Origin of the sequence: Yersinia sp. 1652 StPb PI, assembly GCF_041538345.1 — a bacterium.
Lineage (GTDB): Bacteria > Pseudomonadota > Gammaproteobacteria > Enterobacterales > Enterobacteriaceae > Yersinia > Yersinia enterocolitica_E.
The window spans coordinates 67,189-81,711 of record NZ_JAULSM010000001.1 but is presented as its reverse complement, the minus strand read 5'-3'; the positions used below and the strand labels follow the sequence as shown (position 1 = coordinate 81,711).

Genomic DNA, 14,523 nt, shown 5'->3' with positions numbered 1-14,523 from the left:
GATTATTCCTCCGTGGACTTGCTGAGTCCCTGGACAGCACTGTCATTTTGCTTATTGTCCTGGCGCAGGCTGTTGTCGATCTCACGCGCTTCCTGACGGGTGATCGCCACAAGAATGGAGTTGTTGCTGATGGACTTACGTATCTCCATCTCATTTTTCAGTGCCTGGATCTCCCTGTCTAAAAACTCCAGACGGCGGTCAGATTCAGCCACAATAAGCTCTTGAGCCGCCACGCTCGGCTCTGATTGCCCCACCATCAACATACGACGCATCGCCAATGCCGTCGTAATGGTATCTGCCATCGCCAGTTCACCCGCCAAACGCTGTACCAGAGCGCCATTGTCCGGGTCATCCTTCAGCGCTTGAATAACCCCGCGCGTCACGGCCAGATCACCGGTTTTCAACGTCGCCAGATTGGTCGCGTTAGGAGCCAGGTTACCGTTCACCAGTTTGACCAGGATCTCCTGATTCTCTTCGGTGGTCTTTTCCAGAGTGGGAGAAAAACCTTCGCCTGGTGTAGAGGTGCCAGGCTCATTTTCCAGCCCACCACTACTGCACTCGCTGCCACTCACACAAGTGCGTAGTGCACGATCCCCCAGAACTTTAGATACTGCCTCTGCAGCTTCAGCACTGGTTGTGTATTTTTGACACAATGAACCATTACATGCTGAAGCACTCACCGCAGCATCACTGGTTGCAGACTGCTTATTCAGGATGTTGTAACCAGCTTTGGCAATATCATACGTGGGTTTGATAGCTTTCTGCCCCGTCCCCCCTCGCTGTTGCCCCCCTACCCATTTCACGCCCTCTTTACCCGTCGATGTCTTCAAGCTGTTATCTGCACGGATCGCATCAGACGTACTGGAAATCACGCTCTGAAACTCCTCCCCGATCGCGGTTTGCGTCAATTTGCCTGACAATGAGTAATCAGCCAGTTTTTTCGACATCGTCTGGCAGTTGAGCTGAGCCTTATCGAACGCTACATTGGCCTGCAGGACGCCATTGGTCAGTAGTTCGTATAATCCAGGATTAGCCCGCTGGATTATCATCGCTGGAAGACTAGCAACCGCGCCGGTTGCGCCGTTAATCACATCCCCCATCATATTTTTGAAGCCGTCCGTCGCCCCGTTGAGCTGGTTCTTGACCGTGGTACTCAAATCGAAGTTGCCGCACATCAGGTCGTTGTTCCAACTGATACCGAGCCCCATTTTCTCCATATTGTTGCTACTGGGGGGTTGAGATATCACTGTTCCCCCACCGATGGAATAAAACAGGTTGTCGTTTACCGCCCCTTTCATTCCCTTGCCATAACCGGCGTTTACCTCCTCGCCCGTAATATCGAATACCGCAAATGCCGGTTGATTCAGAGCCAACAGAGCAGCCCCCGCCAGTGCACCTGCCTTTAAAAATGCGTTGAATGTCATGGTGTACACTCCCTTGGGTTAAAAATCAGTGCTGTAGAGGAACGTTTGTCCGCGCCGTTGGCAGCAAGAATAGGGTTGCCAAAGCGCCCAGGCATAAGCACCATCCGCCGCAATGGGGTTGCTGCTGTCTGGAAAAACAGCGCAAGAAGAAGAGATGGAGGGGACCAGCCGCTGCCATTTGTGGTTTTTGGTGCCGGTGTTTTCGGTCACCGACTCAGGCGGCCAGTACCCGTCACTGCGGCTGGCGGTCATCGGGTTATAGACATGTATTTGGCCGGTGCGCGTGATGATATCGGCAGTACGCTGAGCCACAACTGCAGCCGCTTTGTAGTCATCCACCTGGGTGACAAAACCACCACGCGGGTACACATTGCCCCACATATCCCCGGTTGAACCCACTTCACGCATTCCCGGTGTCAATGCTTCGGGATAGAGGGTTTCCGGGATACCAGTGCGCCAGGCCAGCGCATCCAGGGTGCTGAGGAAGTACGGCACAAACGCCGTGGCCGAACCGGCGCAGGTGTAGCCCATCGCCCCCATGAAATTGTTAAATAAAGGAGCTGCTAATGCAGGGTGACCAATCGCATCGGCGTTCTTGAAGCGTAGGTTGTCTTTGCGCAACCCTCGCTTCTGCTCATTATTGCCACCGCCTTCAGCCACGCTAGGAATACCGGTCCCCAGCATCGCCACTTCTAACCAAGGGTTATCTCCGGTCTGGGCATAGCTGGACACCACTGCATTGGGGATGTAGTGCTTCACCTTGACAGAGGTCCGTACCATACATCCCCAGGCTGTACAGAACAGCCAGTAACACACCCCGGCAATCCGGTACTCCAGGCACGTCGGGGAAATCGCGCTGGCAATGATTTGTACCGAGTTGATCGCGCTGGCCGTGAACGGTTGTACCGCGCTGTACAGCAACAACGCCGTCGCCAACTTATGACGGCGCAAGGGGATAAGGTTCATTGTGCCCCCTTGTGCTCAGCCAACTTTGCTTCGGCCAGGGCAACGTCAGCCGTGCCGTACACCACATACCGGTCGTCAAACACCACGGCAGGGTATTTCTTCAACCCGATATCGTAGGCCTGGATAACCCCATGGTAAGCCTGCACTATCTGTTGCTCTTTCTGTTGCCAGTCAGGGGACTGCAGCACCGCTTTGGCCTGCTGCTCTGCCTGGCGAGGGTCAGCAGACAGGGCACCAAACACTTCACGCTGGACGACCTCCGGTGCATCCAGGTAAACCACCTGATGCCCGGCACCTAATCCAGCCGGGGGATACTGACTGTCGGTATACACCACGGTTGCCGCCTGTGCCGATACGGCAGCGCACCCGATAGCCAGCAAGAACACAGCGTTAAGTTTCTTCATCACATCTCACTCCTGTGGGACAAAACCGCAGGGTGACGTGCATTGCTGACAAAAACAGCAAACAACTCTAAATGCGTTGGGGGAAATTAATGAGGGAATAAAGGGGGAAACAACACGAAAGCGTACAGCAATAGCCGTGCGTACAGATTATTCCACAGGCGAAGCTACAGGATACAATTGCGAGCAAGCTGATTTAGTCAGGGGAGATAGCTAGACATGGCAACGGTCGTCCTGATGTGCCGACACGCACGCTAGGCTGGAAGTCGGGCTGTATGAGTTACTGAACCGTACCGGTTTTGTGGGAGAGAGTTAAGTCCGGGAACTCAGGCTGCCAGATCCTTTTTCCCGATGGAAGCGTAATATGCTTTTTCTGCTTCAGCAGGTGGGATATGGCCGAGCCGCTCAAGCAGCCGACGATTGTTGTACCAGTCCACCCATGCCAGTGTGGCCAGCTCCACTTCCTGTCGGTTTTTCCAGCTCTGCCGGTGTATCACCTCCGCTTTATACTGCCCGTTAATACTTTCGGCCATGGCATTATCATAAGAGTCACCCGTGCTGCCCGTTGAAGCCAGAAGAGCCGCTTCCTGCAGTCGCTGCGTGTACGCCAGCGATACGTACTGCGAGCCTTTATCCGAGTGATGGATAGTGCCGGACGGCCGCCGGGCCCACAGAGCCTGCTCTAGCGCATCCAGTACGAACGTGGTTTCCATCGACGATGACACCCGCCAGCCCACGATAACGCCTGCGAACACGTCGATGATGAACGCCACGTAGGCGAACCCCTGCCAGGTGCTCACGTACGTAAAATCTGCCACCCAAAGCTGATTGGGCCGTTCTGCCACGAACTGGCGGTTTACCCTGTCGCTTGCCGCAACGTCTTTCCGGCTGACCGTAGTCCGCACTTTTTTACCCCGAAGAACTCCGGCCAGACCCATAGCCTTCATCAGTCGCGCGATGGTGCATCTGGCCACGCTGAAGCCCTCACGCTGCAACTGCCTCCAGACTTTACGGATGCCATAGACGCTGTAGTTTTCGTCATACACTCGTTGTATTTCCGGTTTCAACTGGTCGTCACGGTGGTCACGCTGACTACGTTTCTCTGGATGCTGGCGGTATTCACGGTGCCGGTAGTACGTCGACGGGGCGATATTCAGCTCATGACATACCGGTCCGACCCCGTGACTACCGCTGAGGGTATCCAGCAGCGGCATTATTTTTTCCACAGACGGTCGTACTCCGCCTTCGCAAAATAAGCCGAGGCCTGGCGCAGAATATCGTTGCTGCGCCGCAGCTCACGAACCTCCTGCTCCAGCTCTTTGAGTCGCTGACGCTCATCGCCTGTGAGCCCGCCATCATCTGCACCATTATTGCGTTCATGTCGACGCAGCCAGGCTCTGAGTGTGTCGGGACTACAGCCAATTTTTGGCGCGATGGAGTTGATGGCGGCATGTTCAGAGTGATATTCACTGCGCTGTTCCAGCAGCATTCGGACAGCCCGCTCACGCAGCTCTGGTGGGTAACGGTTTGCTCGTTTGGATGTCATTTCGGGTCTCCTTTCACTGAGAGTTTAGTCTCCCGAAAACCCGGTACGGTTCATACTGATGAGCGGATAGTGAACCTGGAGCCGCGTGATCCGAACACTGGAGACGTAGCTATGTATTTCGCTTATTATCTATGGGCTGTATTTATAATAGGCCACTGAATTTTAACCAGTCGAGGTCGCGAGACCCACTAACTCGTAGCACCTGTGCCGACACAGGCGCATGACATCTCAATAAATCGGGCGGGGTTTAGAAAAATGGCGAATGCTAGGATCAAGTACCATGCTAATGAACATAGCATTTTGTACGGGGAAACAGGAGGGAGTTGCCCGCTCTGCGCCTTGCCTATGATGTTCAAGAAGGCAAGCTCTAAGCATCCAAGCATAGGTTATGAGATTGCCCATATTTTTCCTCTAAACCCAAACTCATCACAGGCAAAGGCTCTGGGGAAATACGCCGCTCCAGATGACATTAATTCTCTTGAGAATGTGATCCTGTTATGCCCGACCTGTCATACAAAGTTCGACAAAGACTTTAAAATCGAAGAGTACCTCAAGCTTCTTGAGATTAAGAATGGCTATCTTAGCGAGGCAAAGGCAAGACTTACAGCCTCGCAACACGCCCTTCAGGATGAGGTTAGTGAAATATTGGATCTCATCGTGCGCGATGACGGAAATTATAGGGATCTGTCTGAGACAAAACTAGACGTCAGTTCGCTTGACGAAAAACTCAAGACAAACATAAGCCCTTTGCAGAAGAGAGAAATTCGCTCAAACGTCATTAATTTTTTCGTGCCCATCAGAAACCACATTCGTCTCATCGAACAGCGGGATCAGGTAGCAATACGAATATTGCAAAACCAGATAAACTCCTATTATCTGGTCATGGAAAAACAAAACCCTGGAAACAAAGACCTTGTTTTCAACCATATTTCAAAATGGATAAGCTTAAAATCTGGGAAATCCATTATAGCATCCAAAATTCTCGCCTCTTTTTTCGTTCAGAATTGTGAGGTCTTCGATGCTGGTTCCAACTAAATTTACAACACTCGAAGAGTCCACAATCTTCAAGATGCGCGTCATTTTGGAAAAAAAAGTAAGCGGAGAGAAGGTGTCGGACTTATTGGTCAGAACCTCGGGGGAATTTCAAGACGCGTCGGAATTCCTGCATGCTTTAGACATCCTCTATGTTCTTGGATTGATTGATATTGATGCCTCTACTGGAACGATAAAATATGCTGCGTAGAATAACCTGCCCTCTGTTCAATCATGGCGAAATATCTTTTGATTTTGGCTTAAATGTAATCCTTGGTGATGATGACGCCAAAAATTCCATTGGAAAATCTTCTGCCTTGATGGTGATTGACTTTGCCATGGGCGGAATGTCCCTGCTGGAAGATAAGGCTGGTGCCATCAAATCAATGGGTCACCACACCTATAGTTTTGAGTTTATTTTTAACGAAATTAAATATTTCTTTAGGCGCTCCACTAATGAATCCAACATTATTTGCATCTGCAATAAAGATTATGAGGTTATGGATGAAATAAGTATTGATGAATATACAGCCAAGCTTAAAGAACTCTACGGATTAGATCATCTAAAAAACAGCTTTCGATCACTTGTCAGCCCTTTCAGTCGAATTTGGAATAAAGGTGCCCTGGATCCGGAGCAGCCATTTTCTGGTGATGCAAAAGAGTCTGCGGGAGTGGCTATTGGACGGCTCATAGATCTTTTTGAGCGCACAGGTGATATCTCAGAAGAAAAGTCCGTTCTAGACGCGCAAAATGAAAAAAAGAAGCTCATTTCCAAGTCGATGAGCGCAGGGATCATCCCCAAGATTAACAAGACTCAATACAAGATCAACCAGAAGATAATCACTGATAACACAGATGCTATTGAAGCGTTAAAACAAGGTTTTACTGGCGCACTTAGCGCTTATGAAGCACTTTTCGACGAGGAACTACGTACACTACAGCAGCAGAAAAATGACTTAGTCAGCCAAAGGAACGAGGTGCTGACAAAAATAGACCGAATTAAGCGTGACCTCTTAGGGCTAACACCGAGGTTAACCGCCAACATCGCTCTTGTTACGGAGTTTTTTCCTGATGTCGATGCTGAACGACTTGAACAGGTTGAATCTTTTCACCAGAACATTGGCAAAATGGTGCAGAAAGAGCTTAGAAAAGATTTTTCCTTGTATTTTGAACGAGCATCAGGGCTCAGTGATGAGATCGATGATTTGGAGAACAATATACGCACCAGCCTAGCCTCAAAAGGGACGCCAGATGATCTGTTTGCGCGAGTTTTTGATCTAAAGGAGTTTGCTAACAAAGCTGCTGACGAGAATCGTTTTTACGACAAAAAGGCAGCCATAGAAAAGGAAGCGTTGTTATCAAAAGAACGCTTGGAGGCTATCTACGTGGGCATTTTCCTTAATATTGAAACCGCACTGAATGTAAAACTAAAAAACTTCAACAAAGTGGTATATGGGCCGAACCGCAATGCTTCGCAGCTTAGAATAAAAAGCGCAAACTCATACAGCTTCATCTCGACTGAGGACACTGGCACTGGAAAGTCCTATGCGGGTCTAGTTGGCTTTGATCTTTCCATACTCTCGCTAACTCATCTGCCGTTCATCATCCATGACTCGGTGATCTACAAAAATATTGAGGTACCGGCCACAAGAAATATCCTTCGCATACTAGCGTCAGTTAAGCGTAAGCAGATATTTCTTGCGTTTGATGAGGCCACAAAATTCGGTGCCACAGCAGAGCGATTGCTGCGTACTCACACCGCTCTCAAGTTGAGCGATGACGATCTACTGTACAACAAAGATTGGAGGGAACAGCAATAGAGAAGGGAGTTCGCAAGCCTGTATAACATAGAATTTCCGGCTAAAACCGGCCTCTGATATGCAACACAAGACGTAGCCGAAAGGGGCCGATATCCTAATGCTGGTCAGTTAAGATGACTATATGCCCGGCCTGGTTTTTCCAAGATCCACCCAGCATAGATATACGCAATATAGTGTGTTGAGGGTAACAATTGTCAGATCGGACTCAAATTCATCCAAATTTTTCTTTTAGGAAAAAATAACTAATAGGCTGATCAGGGCAGTTGACCAGCCTTTAGCAAAATTTACTACTTTTGAATATTCAACCTCTCTTCCAACTGTGTCACCAGATACACTGCATCGATCGCATCCGGCAGGTTGATATACCAACGCGGAGCCTGGGCATAATCCTGTGCGGTCGGCCAGCGTAACGTGCCGGTGATCGTCAACAGCAGATTGACACTGCCATCGTCACCGGCGAGCTTCACCGCGACGCAACTGTGATGCCCCACCCGGTGCGGCGAACAGGTGATCGAGACCACCGACCGGATACGCCCCCGTATCTGCTCACACAGTTCTGCCAACTGCCCGGCATGTGCCGCACTGATACGCGGGTTACCCTGTGGCGGGGCCTCAAACAACACGCCACCTTCACCACCGTCACCAGCCACAATCTCCAACATGGCCTTCTTCAACTGCATCATGCCGCCGCCTTAGCGATACCGCGAGCCACATCCAGTTGATGTGCAATCTGTTTTGCTGCCGCCAACTCTGACACCCCCTGCGCCTGCATAATCGCCCGTCGCGCCGCCTTCTCCTCTTTCTCGGTCATGCCCAAAGCTAAATATAAACTCGGCGGTACCGCCCGGAACAACGCCTCGATGCGGCTCGCCAGTACCACCCCTTCGGTATAACAACGGGGGGTTTTGGTCGCCGACAACAACATGGCTTTCTGCTCCGCCGTCAATTTCTTGAAGCGGGCGATCTCCTCCACCTCTTCCGGCGGCATCACCAGGCACAGCCACCATTCAATCATGTTGAGCATCTTCTTCGACGTGTTCGGGAAATCCTCCAGGTTCTGCGTAGCCAGCCACAGCCAGGCTCCCAGCTTACGCCACATCTTTACGATTTTGACCACGAACGGAGCCAACAGCGGGTTGGTCGTTATCATGTGCGCTTCATCTGTCGCAAAGACAATTTCACGATCCAGGAACTGATCGCGCTCGGCAATGTTGTTGATGGTGTTCACCAACGAGGTGTAAGCCACCGCCAATGCCGCCTCATACCCTTCCCGCGCCAGCGTCCCCAGGTCAATCAACGTCACATCCGCCTCGGGCCAGTTCTCACCGGGGCGGTCAAACAGTTCGCCCAGGAACCCCTGCATAAACACGCCCAGCGATTCCCCCATATTCTGCGCTCGGGTTCGGCGAACTTCAGGACGCACCGGATCAGCAGCAAACTGGTACAACGCCGCCTGCAGGTCGCCGGTGACCATTTGCCGCCCCTCATTATAGGCCGCTCGCGCGGCCACCAGGATGGCCTCACGCATCATGCCCCGATCGGCCCGCTCCAGCTTGGCCTCTTCCTTGGCCTCGCCACCGGTGATCATCAGTCGTGCCACAATCTCCAGCTCACCCAGGATGTCACGCTCCTCATCGTCATCCTCCTCGTCACTGTCCTCGGTTTCGATTCGTTCACTCAGTTCTTCCTCACTCACCAGAATGGCGGGTGTATCGATCAGACGGTGTGCATCGGCAAACGGAGCCAGGGAAATGCCGCAACCGGGCTTGATGCTGACCTTGTTCACCGTCAGATCCAGCTCTTCGCAGTAATCGGCATAAAGACCAAAGGAGTTACCGGCTTCGGCAATAAACAGCCGGGGACGGTGGATAGCCATCAACTGCGCAAACAGGTTGTTCAATGTGGCAGACTTACCAGAGCCGGTCGGACCAAACAGCACCAAGTGGGCATTCTTGGAACGATCCTGACTGTTGAGCGGATCAAAGGTCAGCGGTGCGCCCCCCCGATTGAAGAAGGTGAAGCCGGGATGCCCGGTGCCGGTATCCCGGCCAAACACCGGCAGCAGGTTAGCCATGTGCTGCACAAAAGTCAGGCGGGTATACCAGTGTTTTTTGTCGTGCATCGGGTTAAAGCACATCGGCAAGGCGCGAAGGTAGCCGTTGAGCGGGGCAACATCGAACTCCGGCTTCACCGGCTGCAACCCGGCGTTCAACAAGACCGCCGTCAGATCACGCTGGCGGGTATTCAGCACCTTGACTGTCGGGGCCTTCAGATAGAAGGTCATGCTGCCCCGATACAGCTTGTGCTTTTCCCCCAGATAACGCTTGGCGGTTTCCGAGTCTTCACGCACCCGCTCCGACTCGGTATTCTCGCCGATGGCATTCTTCGCCAGGTGATTAAAGCGCTCTTCCAGCACGTCCTGGGGCTGCACCACCAGGGTCAGCGAGACCACCGTCCCTTCCGGCAGCAAATCCATCAGCGCATTGATATTTTCCCCTTTGCGCGTCTCCCCCGTCAGATGCCCCACTGTGGGCGCCCGGCGCAGCCGGTCAACCGTGACCGCCTTGTGTGGCAGTCCGTCAAACCACCACACGCCGCGCTCCACGTCCGAACGCGGCGGTGAAAACAGCACCGTCTCACTGAAATCATTTTCCACTGGTAACACACCCGACTCATCATCCTGGTGCGCTGCCGTGCGATACAAGGTCTCTTTATCGACCCAGTCAGGCTCGGGGTTAAACCAGCGCAGCAACCAGGCATGGATCTGCTCGCCATTCTGACGGGCCGCCACGACACCGGCACCGGCCAGCGCTGACGAGAGACGTTCACAGACCTGGTTCAACGCCTCTTCGGGCGCATGGGGCTCACGCAGTGCCGGATTGATATAGCGATAGACCACCATCCGGGTTCGGCGTTGCTGGCCGCGCCAAGGTGCGCCGGTGATCGCCTTGTCGATAAACAGCCCCTTGGGTACCGCAATGCCGCGCATATGCCGTTCCATCTCGGTGAGATAGGCTTCAGTAAACGCAGTACCCTGCGCCCAGGGTTTGACGTAAGCACGCAGTTGATCCAGGTATTCAGTGACGTCGGTTTCATCCTGACAGAAGAACTGGATAACCCACGGGTGCGAATCCCGCTCCTCAAAACTGTCCTGCAGGGCATCTTCCACCACATCGCGGATCTCCTCCAGCCGCTCCGGCGTCCGCCCTTCGGTACCCACCGGCACAATCTCAAACACCGCGCCGACCGATACCCCGTCATCGAGCAACAGGCACTGGCTGCGCGGCAGGTACTCAGCCCACGGCAGATAATCCACAAACGTCGGGTTGTTCGGGTAAAGTGCCTTTTCCTCGGCCACCGTCAGCTTGCCGGTTTTCACCTGCGGCTCACGCGTCAAGACCGCCGTATCCAAGCCATCGTCTTCTGCTGCTGCGGGAGTTTGCTTGCCGATTTTCTTCTTGCTAAACAATGAGAACATTACAGCGCCTCCGTACGTTCACCCGGTAGCGCATACTGCACCCGGCTGTAAAACGGGAATACCGAACTGTAACCCGGCACCGGCGCGGGGGCATTTCCTGCCATATGTGGGTAGATATAAATCACCATATCGGGGTTCGGCAGGCGCGGGAACACCTGCTGGATCTCGTTTTCCGCCGTCCGGGTATAGCTGTCCTCAATGGCCTGACGGGCAGCGCTGTCGTCATCGGTCAATCCCCGGCGTAATGTGCTGCGAGCTTCGGTGGTCGTCCGTGCCGACGAGCCTTTGTTTTGCCACAACTCCAGCATGGTAGAATCCCCCGGTGGCAGCATTTCATCTTTGGTGGTACTGCAGCCGGTCAACAAGACAGCCAGGCACAGTAAAGGTAAAACTCGCTGTTTCATCAAAACCTCCTCAATCCAGCGTATGCTGCTGGCTGATGTCAAAATCGTACCGAACCTTGCGGCCCTGTTCTTCGTAGTCAATCGGGATTTGGCGAGTAATATGCACGGCCACCTGGGCACCCGGTGGCACATACACGGCGTCAAACATCTGGCCGTAACGCGCTTTCACCCAGTCGGCCAGTTCATTGGTGCCACCTGACAAGGCCTTGCCCAGCGCCGCCTGCCCGGCACTGCCGGTCAGCGTACTGGTCACCGTGGTACCGTCCACCGAGGTGGTGTTCTGTCCGTTCGCCATCGCATCCGCCGCCGCACCGGCCCCGGACAACGCGAACAGGGTGGGCAGGTAGGTCGAGGCGTTGGATTTGCGCTCCCCGGACAGGCACGGCACCCCGTTTTCATCGGACAACCAGCCAATGCTGCCGCCGTTCGATTTGCCGTTGCTGCCGTCACTGGATTTTGCTGGCGATGGCACGGTACGCACCGTGCCATCGGTAAAGACAAAGGTAATGGAATGCACTTCGCCCCGGACACAGGACAATACCCAGTCACCAGTGGCGGTACCGGAGACAATCGCCCCTTCCACGTCCGGCAGCTCGATGCCGTTGGCGGTCAGGTTCTCCTTGCCGATAAGCACTTTAAACGGGTACGGATCGGTGACTTTTCCATCAATCGGCACCCGGCCCAGCAACGCCGTCATACCCCGGCTACCAATCAGCGTCGAGTTTTCCGGCAACGTATACACCGGTGTCGCTTCCTCAATGGCCTGCTGATTTTTCGCCGCCCGGTCCAGTTCGGCTTTCTGGCGGGAAATTTCGTTATCATCCAGGCTGGTAAACGAACTCGGGAACTGGAAACTGCCGGTGCCTGCCGCCGTGCCCACGGCAGCGGCCCCGATGACCGGTTTACCGTTGCGATCAAGCTGCACGGCGTCCTGTGGCTCAATCCACATCACGCCGCCACTCACGGTGCCCGTTGCCCCGTCACTGCCCTCCAGGCCCAGCCCAATCGGCAAATCACCTTGCTGTCCCTGCCCTGATGCGGATGAACCGGCAGACGGCGACTGACCTGACTGACCGCCCATCCCCTTCAGACTTTCAATCAGCGTTGCCAGGCGCTGCTGCTCCGCCTGAAGTTTCTGCCGGGCCTGCACCTCTTCCTGCTTCGCCACATTGACCGCATCACGAATGCGGTTATCGACATTCACCCCGCCTTCTTTGAGGGTGGCGTTCTCTTCCGACAGCGTGACATTCTGCCGCTCCAGACTGGCCTGCTTGTCCTGGATAACCTTCAGACGTGCCACCAGGGTTCGCAGGGTATCTTCCGGGGTATCCCCCTCGATACCGAGGATCTGTAACTCCTCATCGGTCAGGTCAGCCACCGTATTCGTTTTGACGGTCGATGAGGCCGGTGTGGTGCCTGAACCACAGGATTTCACCCCAATGGCGATGGCAATAAACAGCACCACCGGTACCAGGACTTTCAGCAGGGTATTGGATTTAATTTGCATGAGTCTGCCCTCCTGACAAGGTTCGCGCCTTGCCCTTCACGGCAGGGGCCACCGGCTCTGGCAGAAATGCTGCCTCTGGGCGTCCCTGCATCACCAGGTACAACAGGGTAGTGTCTTCCGGTGTACCGGCAGCACCCAGCCAGCGATGCTGGAAGGTGGCAGAATGGAAGGTGCCCTGCAAACGACGCGGGTCAAGTACCACTTTCCCCGACCGCTGATTGGTCAGCTTCAGGGCAACCACGTTGTACCCCTGTACCCCCCATGCGGCCAGCGGGCGCACCGTAACCGGCTCAGAGGGCAGTAGTGAGGTAATGTTTGATGACAGACCGTGCGAAATGGCGTGTACCCCCGGCAACGCTTCAATCGTACGCAAGGGGGCATACAGTCTTTGTGCCGCATAACGCGTCAGGGCAATCGGCAGCGGTGTCGTGATACGAGGGGTGTTATCTTTGGCGGAGGTCTGACCCTTACCCTGGGTGGTGACCGTCTCCTCTACACTGACCGAGGTGTTATCGCTGCCGGTCGCACTGGAGACGTCGCCCTGATAGACCAGACTCACCGGTTCACGCACCTGCTTGCCCTCAAGGGCAGTGATATCCAGCAGGATAAGTTCGCCATTCTCCACGTCCTGCAGTTGCAGTCGCGTGGTGACAAAGGTGCTGCTCGCCTGCAGGTACACGGCACCGCCGGTGCTCTGCACCCGCAGTCTACCGTTCAACTCCGGAGGGAAACCCACCCGGACGTTCTTGTTCACAAACACAATACGTTCTTGTCCCACGGTCAGCGGCACCTGCAGCGGGATACGCTCCCACTTCATCAGCTCTACCGCCTCGACCGGCAGAGGAACACTCAGCGTGCCTGCCACACCCAGCAACGCCAGGTACAGCGGCAGATAATGACGATGTTTTATACGCATCAGAACAGTCCTTTCTTCTCAACCGGCGCGACCGGAGCCGCTTCCAAGCGTTGGGGAATATCGGCGTAGCAATCGAGTGCCAGACCGAAGGGATTGGCTTCCGGGTTCTGGTCCCAGCGCACAATCTTCAGCGGGTAACGCACCAAGGCGCGTTTCACCGGTTCGGTGTGGTAATACTCATCGGCCACCAGATCCAGGCGTACAATCCAGCTATCGCGGCTCACCACCGTGACACTGTCGTCCTTGTAACCACGCCCAGGGACTTCAGAGATCCCCCTGACGCGCTCACGCAGCTCCCCGGCAGATTTACGCTGTTTCGCATCTTTGTTCAGCCACTCTTCACAGGTCGGCGTCAGGTAGGCGGACAAGGTGCTGATACGGTACGGGTAGTCGGTATCGCCATCTTTCGGCCAGGAGTTCAATTGCTGGAAGATGTAAAACGCAAAGCTGTATACCGTAGACGGGTGAACCTCCCACCATGCACGGGTCGAGCCAGAACGCAGATCAGGCGGGTTATGAACGGTCAGATTACGCGGTGACAACATCCAGCCTGCGAGAGCCACCATCAGCAGAACCATCAACACCCCGCAGGCTCCACGCAGGGTTGAAATATGGCGGTCACGCGCATTGACCGCACTTCTGTACTTACTCATCAAACTCCTCCTGGAGCTGGCGAATGACCGGCGTTGAACGACGCAATGCCCAGGTCTGGCTACGGTGTATCAAGTGGGGGTTGCCCATCCGCTGACGGCTCAGCCAAAGCTCAACACGCCGGTACAGGTAGTTCTCTGGTTTGCCGCGCTTGAAACGAGCCATCAGTTTGCCGCCGAAAAACACGACGACAATCGGCATCAATAAGCTGACGGTAGGGAACGCCAGCCAGCCAATAAACAGGGTAAAAGGTATGGCGACCACCAAGCCGCCCAATACGCTTAATCCCGCGGTCATAAACAGCTCTGGCGTAGTAAAACCCTTGAATACAATAGGCTCTGCATTCAGCCGGTCGGGTAGAAACGAGATAGTCGCCAT

At 54.2% G+C, this 14,523-nt stretch carries 14 protein-coding genes and 1 other annotated feature; of the genes, 3 read left to right on the top strand and 11 right to left on the bottom strand.

The window, feature by feature from the left end; all coding sequences use genetic code 11:
* Positions 1-2 precede the first annotated feature (2 nt).
* The 4 genes from Q2T71_RS00410 to Q2T71_RS00395 all read right to left on the bottom strand — a co-directional run bounded on the left by Q2T71_RS00410 (position 3) and on the right by Q2T71_RS00395 (position 4,337).
* Positions 3-1,424, bottom strand: coding sequence for an integrating conjugative element protein (locus Q2T71_RS00410; RefSeq protein WP_372557761.1), 1,422 nt, complete (start codon positions 1,422-1,424; stop codon positions 3-5).
* Positions 1,425-1,442: 18 nt separating this feature from the next.
* Positions 1,443-2,390: a TIGR03756 family integrating conjugative element protein gene (locus tag Q2T71_RS00405; RefSeq protein WP_372557760.1), complete on the bottom strand. Its 948-nt coding sequence runs from the start codon at positions 2,388-2,390 to the stop codon at positions 1,443-1,445.
* A complete protein-coding gene (locus tag Q2T71_RS00400) occupies positions 2,387-2,794 on the bottom strand; it encodes a TIGR03757 family integrating conjugative element protein (protein WP_372559803.1) in 408 nt (135 codons plus the stop codon). Before Q2T71_RS00400 ends, Q2T71_RS00405 begins: the two co-directional genes overlap by 4 nt.
* Positions 2,795-3,117: 323 nt before the next feature.
* Positions 3,118-4,337, bottom strand: a protein-coding gene (locus Q2T71_RS00395) for an IS3 family transposase (RefSeq protein ID WP_372557759.1) whose coding sequence is annotated in 2 segments (ribosomal slippage) — positions 3,118-4,043 and positions 4,043-4,337 — 1,221 coding nt in all. Because the reading frame shifts where the segments join, the coding sequence is not laid out codon by codon here.
* Positions 3,934-4,050: a sequence feature (AL1L pseudoknot), on the bottom strand. It overlaps the preceding gene by 117 nt.
* Positions 4,338-4,592: 255 nt before the next feature.
* Here Q2T71_RS00395 and Q2T71_RS00390 point away from each other — a divergent pair.
* The 3 genes from Q2T71_RS00390 to Q2T71_RS00380 are packed head-to-tail and all read left to right on the top strand — an operon-like array spanning position 4,593 to position 7,189.
* On the top strand, positions 4,593-5,372 hold the full coding sequence (locus tag Q2T71_RS00390; protein ID WP_372557758.1) for an ABC-three component system protein: 780 nt from the start codon (positions 4,593-4,595) through the stop codon (positions 5,370-5,372).
* A complete protein-coding gene (locus tag Q2T71_RS00385) occupies positions 5,356-5,580 on the top strand; it encodes an ABC-three component system middle component 7 (RefSeq protein ID WP_372557757.1) in 225 nt (74 codons plus the stop codon). The genes Q2T71_RS00390 and Q2T71_RS00385 overlap by 17 nt, the downstream gene beginning before the upstream one ends.
* Positions 5,570-7,189, top strand: coding sequence for a DUF2326 domain-containing protein (locus tag Q2T71_RS00380; protein ID WP_372557756.1), 1,620 nt, complete (start codon positions 5,570-5,572; stop codon positions 7,187-7,189). The genes Q2T71_RS00385 and Q2T71_RS00380 overlap by 11 nt, the downstream gene beginning before the upstream one ends.
* 287 nt (positions 7,190-7,476) lie before the next feature.
* Here Q2T71_RS00380 and Q2T71_RS00375 read toward each other — a convergent pair whose 3' ends face one another.
* From Q2T71_RS00375 to Q2T71_RS00345, 7 genes are read right to left on the bottom strand one after another with little or no spacing between them, the layout of a single operon-like run.
* A complete protein-coding gene (locus Q2T71_RS00375; RefSeq protein ID WP_372557755.1) occupies positions 7,477-7,872 on the bottom strand; it encodes a hypothetical protein in 396 nt (131 codons plus the stop codon).
* The gene (locus tag Q2T71_RS00370; protein ID WP_372557754.1) at positions 7,869-10,667 is read right to left on the bottom strand and encodes a conjugative transfer ATPase; all 2,799 of its coding nucleotides are present in this window, start codon (positions 10,665-10,667) and stop codon (positions 7,869-7,871) included. The genes Q2T71_RS00375 and Q2T71_RS00370 overlap by 4 nt, the downstream gene beginning before the upstream one ends.
* Positions 10,667-11,071, bottom strand: coding sequence for a TIGR03751 family conjugal transfer lipoprotein (locus Q2T71_RS00365; protein ID WP_262033606.1), 405 nt, complete (start codon positions 11,069-11,071; stop codon positions 10,667-10,669). Before Q2T71_RS00365 ends, Q2T71_RS00370 begins: the two co-directional genes overlap by 1 nt.
* A 10-nt stretch (positions 11,072-11,081) precedes the next feature.
* Entirely contained in the window at positions 11,082-12,578 is a 1,497-nt protein-coding gene (locus tag Q2T71_RS00360; RefSeq protein WP_372557753.1) for a TIGR03752 family integrating conjugative element protein, read from the bottom strand.
* Positions 12,568-13,494, bottom strand: a complete 927-nt coding sequence (locus Q2T71_RS00355) for a TIGR03749 family integrating conjugative element protein (RefSeq protein WP_372557752.1) — start codon at positions 13,492-13,494, stop codon at positions 12,568-12,570. Before Q2T71_RS00355 ends, Q2T71_RS00360 begins: the two co-directional genes overlap by 11 nt.
* Positions 13,494-14,147 carry a PFL_4703 family integrating conjugative element protein gene (locus Q2T71_RS00350; RefSeq protein ID WP_372557751.1) on the bottom strand — a complete coding sequence of 218 codons (654 nt, stop codon included), beginning with the start codon at positions 14,145-14,147 and terminating at the stop codon, positions 13,494-13,496. Before Q2T71_RS00350 ends, Q2T71_RS00355 begins: the two co-directional genes overlap by 1 nt.
* Positions 14,140-14,523 carry a TIGR03750 family conjugal transfer protein gene (locus Q2T71_RS00345; protein ID WP_372557750.1) on the bottom strand — a complete coding sequence of 128 codons (384 nt, stop codon included), beginning with the start codon at positions 14,521-14,523 and terminating at the stop codon, positions 14,140-14,142. Before Q2T71_RS00345 ends, Q2T71_RS00350 begins: the two co-directional genes overlap by 8 nt.

What these genes read in the sequence shown, in the direction of transcription:
- Q2T71_RS00390 (WP_372557758.1), top strand. Translation starts at nt 4,593, where the DNA reads ATGGCGAATGCTAGGATCAAGTACCATGCTAATGAACATAGCATTTTG.
- Q2T71_RS00360 (WP_372557753.1), bottom strand. Translation starts at nt 12,578, where the DNA reads ATGCAAATTAAATCCAATACCCTGCTGAAAGTCCTGGTACCGGTGGTG.
- Q2T71_RS00365 (WP_262033606.1), bottom strand. Translation starts at nt 11,071, where the DNA reads ATGAAACAGCGAGTTTTACCTTTACTGTGCCTGGCTGTCTTGTTGACC.
- Q2T71_RS00410 (WP_372557761.1), bottom strand. Translation starts at nt 1,424, where the DNA reads ATGACATTCAACGCATTTTTAAAGGCAGGTGCACTGGCGGGGGCTGCT.
- Q2T71_RS00380 (WP_372557756.1), top strand. Translation starts at nt 5,570, where the DNA reads ATGCTGCGTAGAATAACCTGCCCTCTGTTCAATCATGGCGAAATATCT.
- Q2T71_RS00400 (WP_372559803.1), bottom strand. Translation starts at nt 2,794, where the DNA reads ATGAAGAAACTTAACGCTGTGTTCTTGCTGGCTATCGGGTGCGCTGCC.
- Q2T71_RS00405 (WP_372557760.1), bottom strand. Translation starts at nt 2,390, where the DNA reads ATGAACCTTATCCCCTTGCGCCGTCATAAGTTGGCGACGGCGTTGTTG.
- Q2T71_RS00345 (WP_372557750.1), bottom strand. Translation starts at nt 14,523, where the DNA reads ATGGCGACTATCTCGTTTCTACCCGACCGGCTGAATGCAGAGCCTATT.
- Q2T71_RS00375 (WP_372557755.1), bottom strand. Translation starts at nt 7,872, where the DNA reads ATGATGCAGTTGAAGAAGGCCATGTTGGAGATTGTGGCTGGTGACGGT.
- Q2T71_RS00355 (WP_372557752.1), bottom strand. Translation starts at nt 13,494, where the DNA reads ATGCGTATAAAACATCGTCATTATCTGCCGCTGTACCTGGCGTTGCTG.
- Q2T71_RS00385 (WP_372557757.1), top strand. Translation starts at nt 5,356, where the DNA reads ATGCTGGTTCCAACTAAATTTACAACACTCGAAGAGTCCACAATCTTC.
- Q2T71_RS00350 (WP_372557751.1), bottom strand. Translation starts at nt 14,147, where the DNA reads ATGAGTAAGTACAGAAGTGCGGTCAATGCGCGTGACCGCCATATTTCA.
- Q2T71_RS00370 (WP_372557754.1), bottom strand. Translation starts at nt 10,667, where the DNA reads ATGTTCTCATTGTTTAGCAAGAAGAAAATCGGCAAGCAAACTCCCGCA.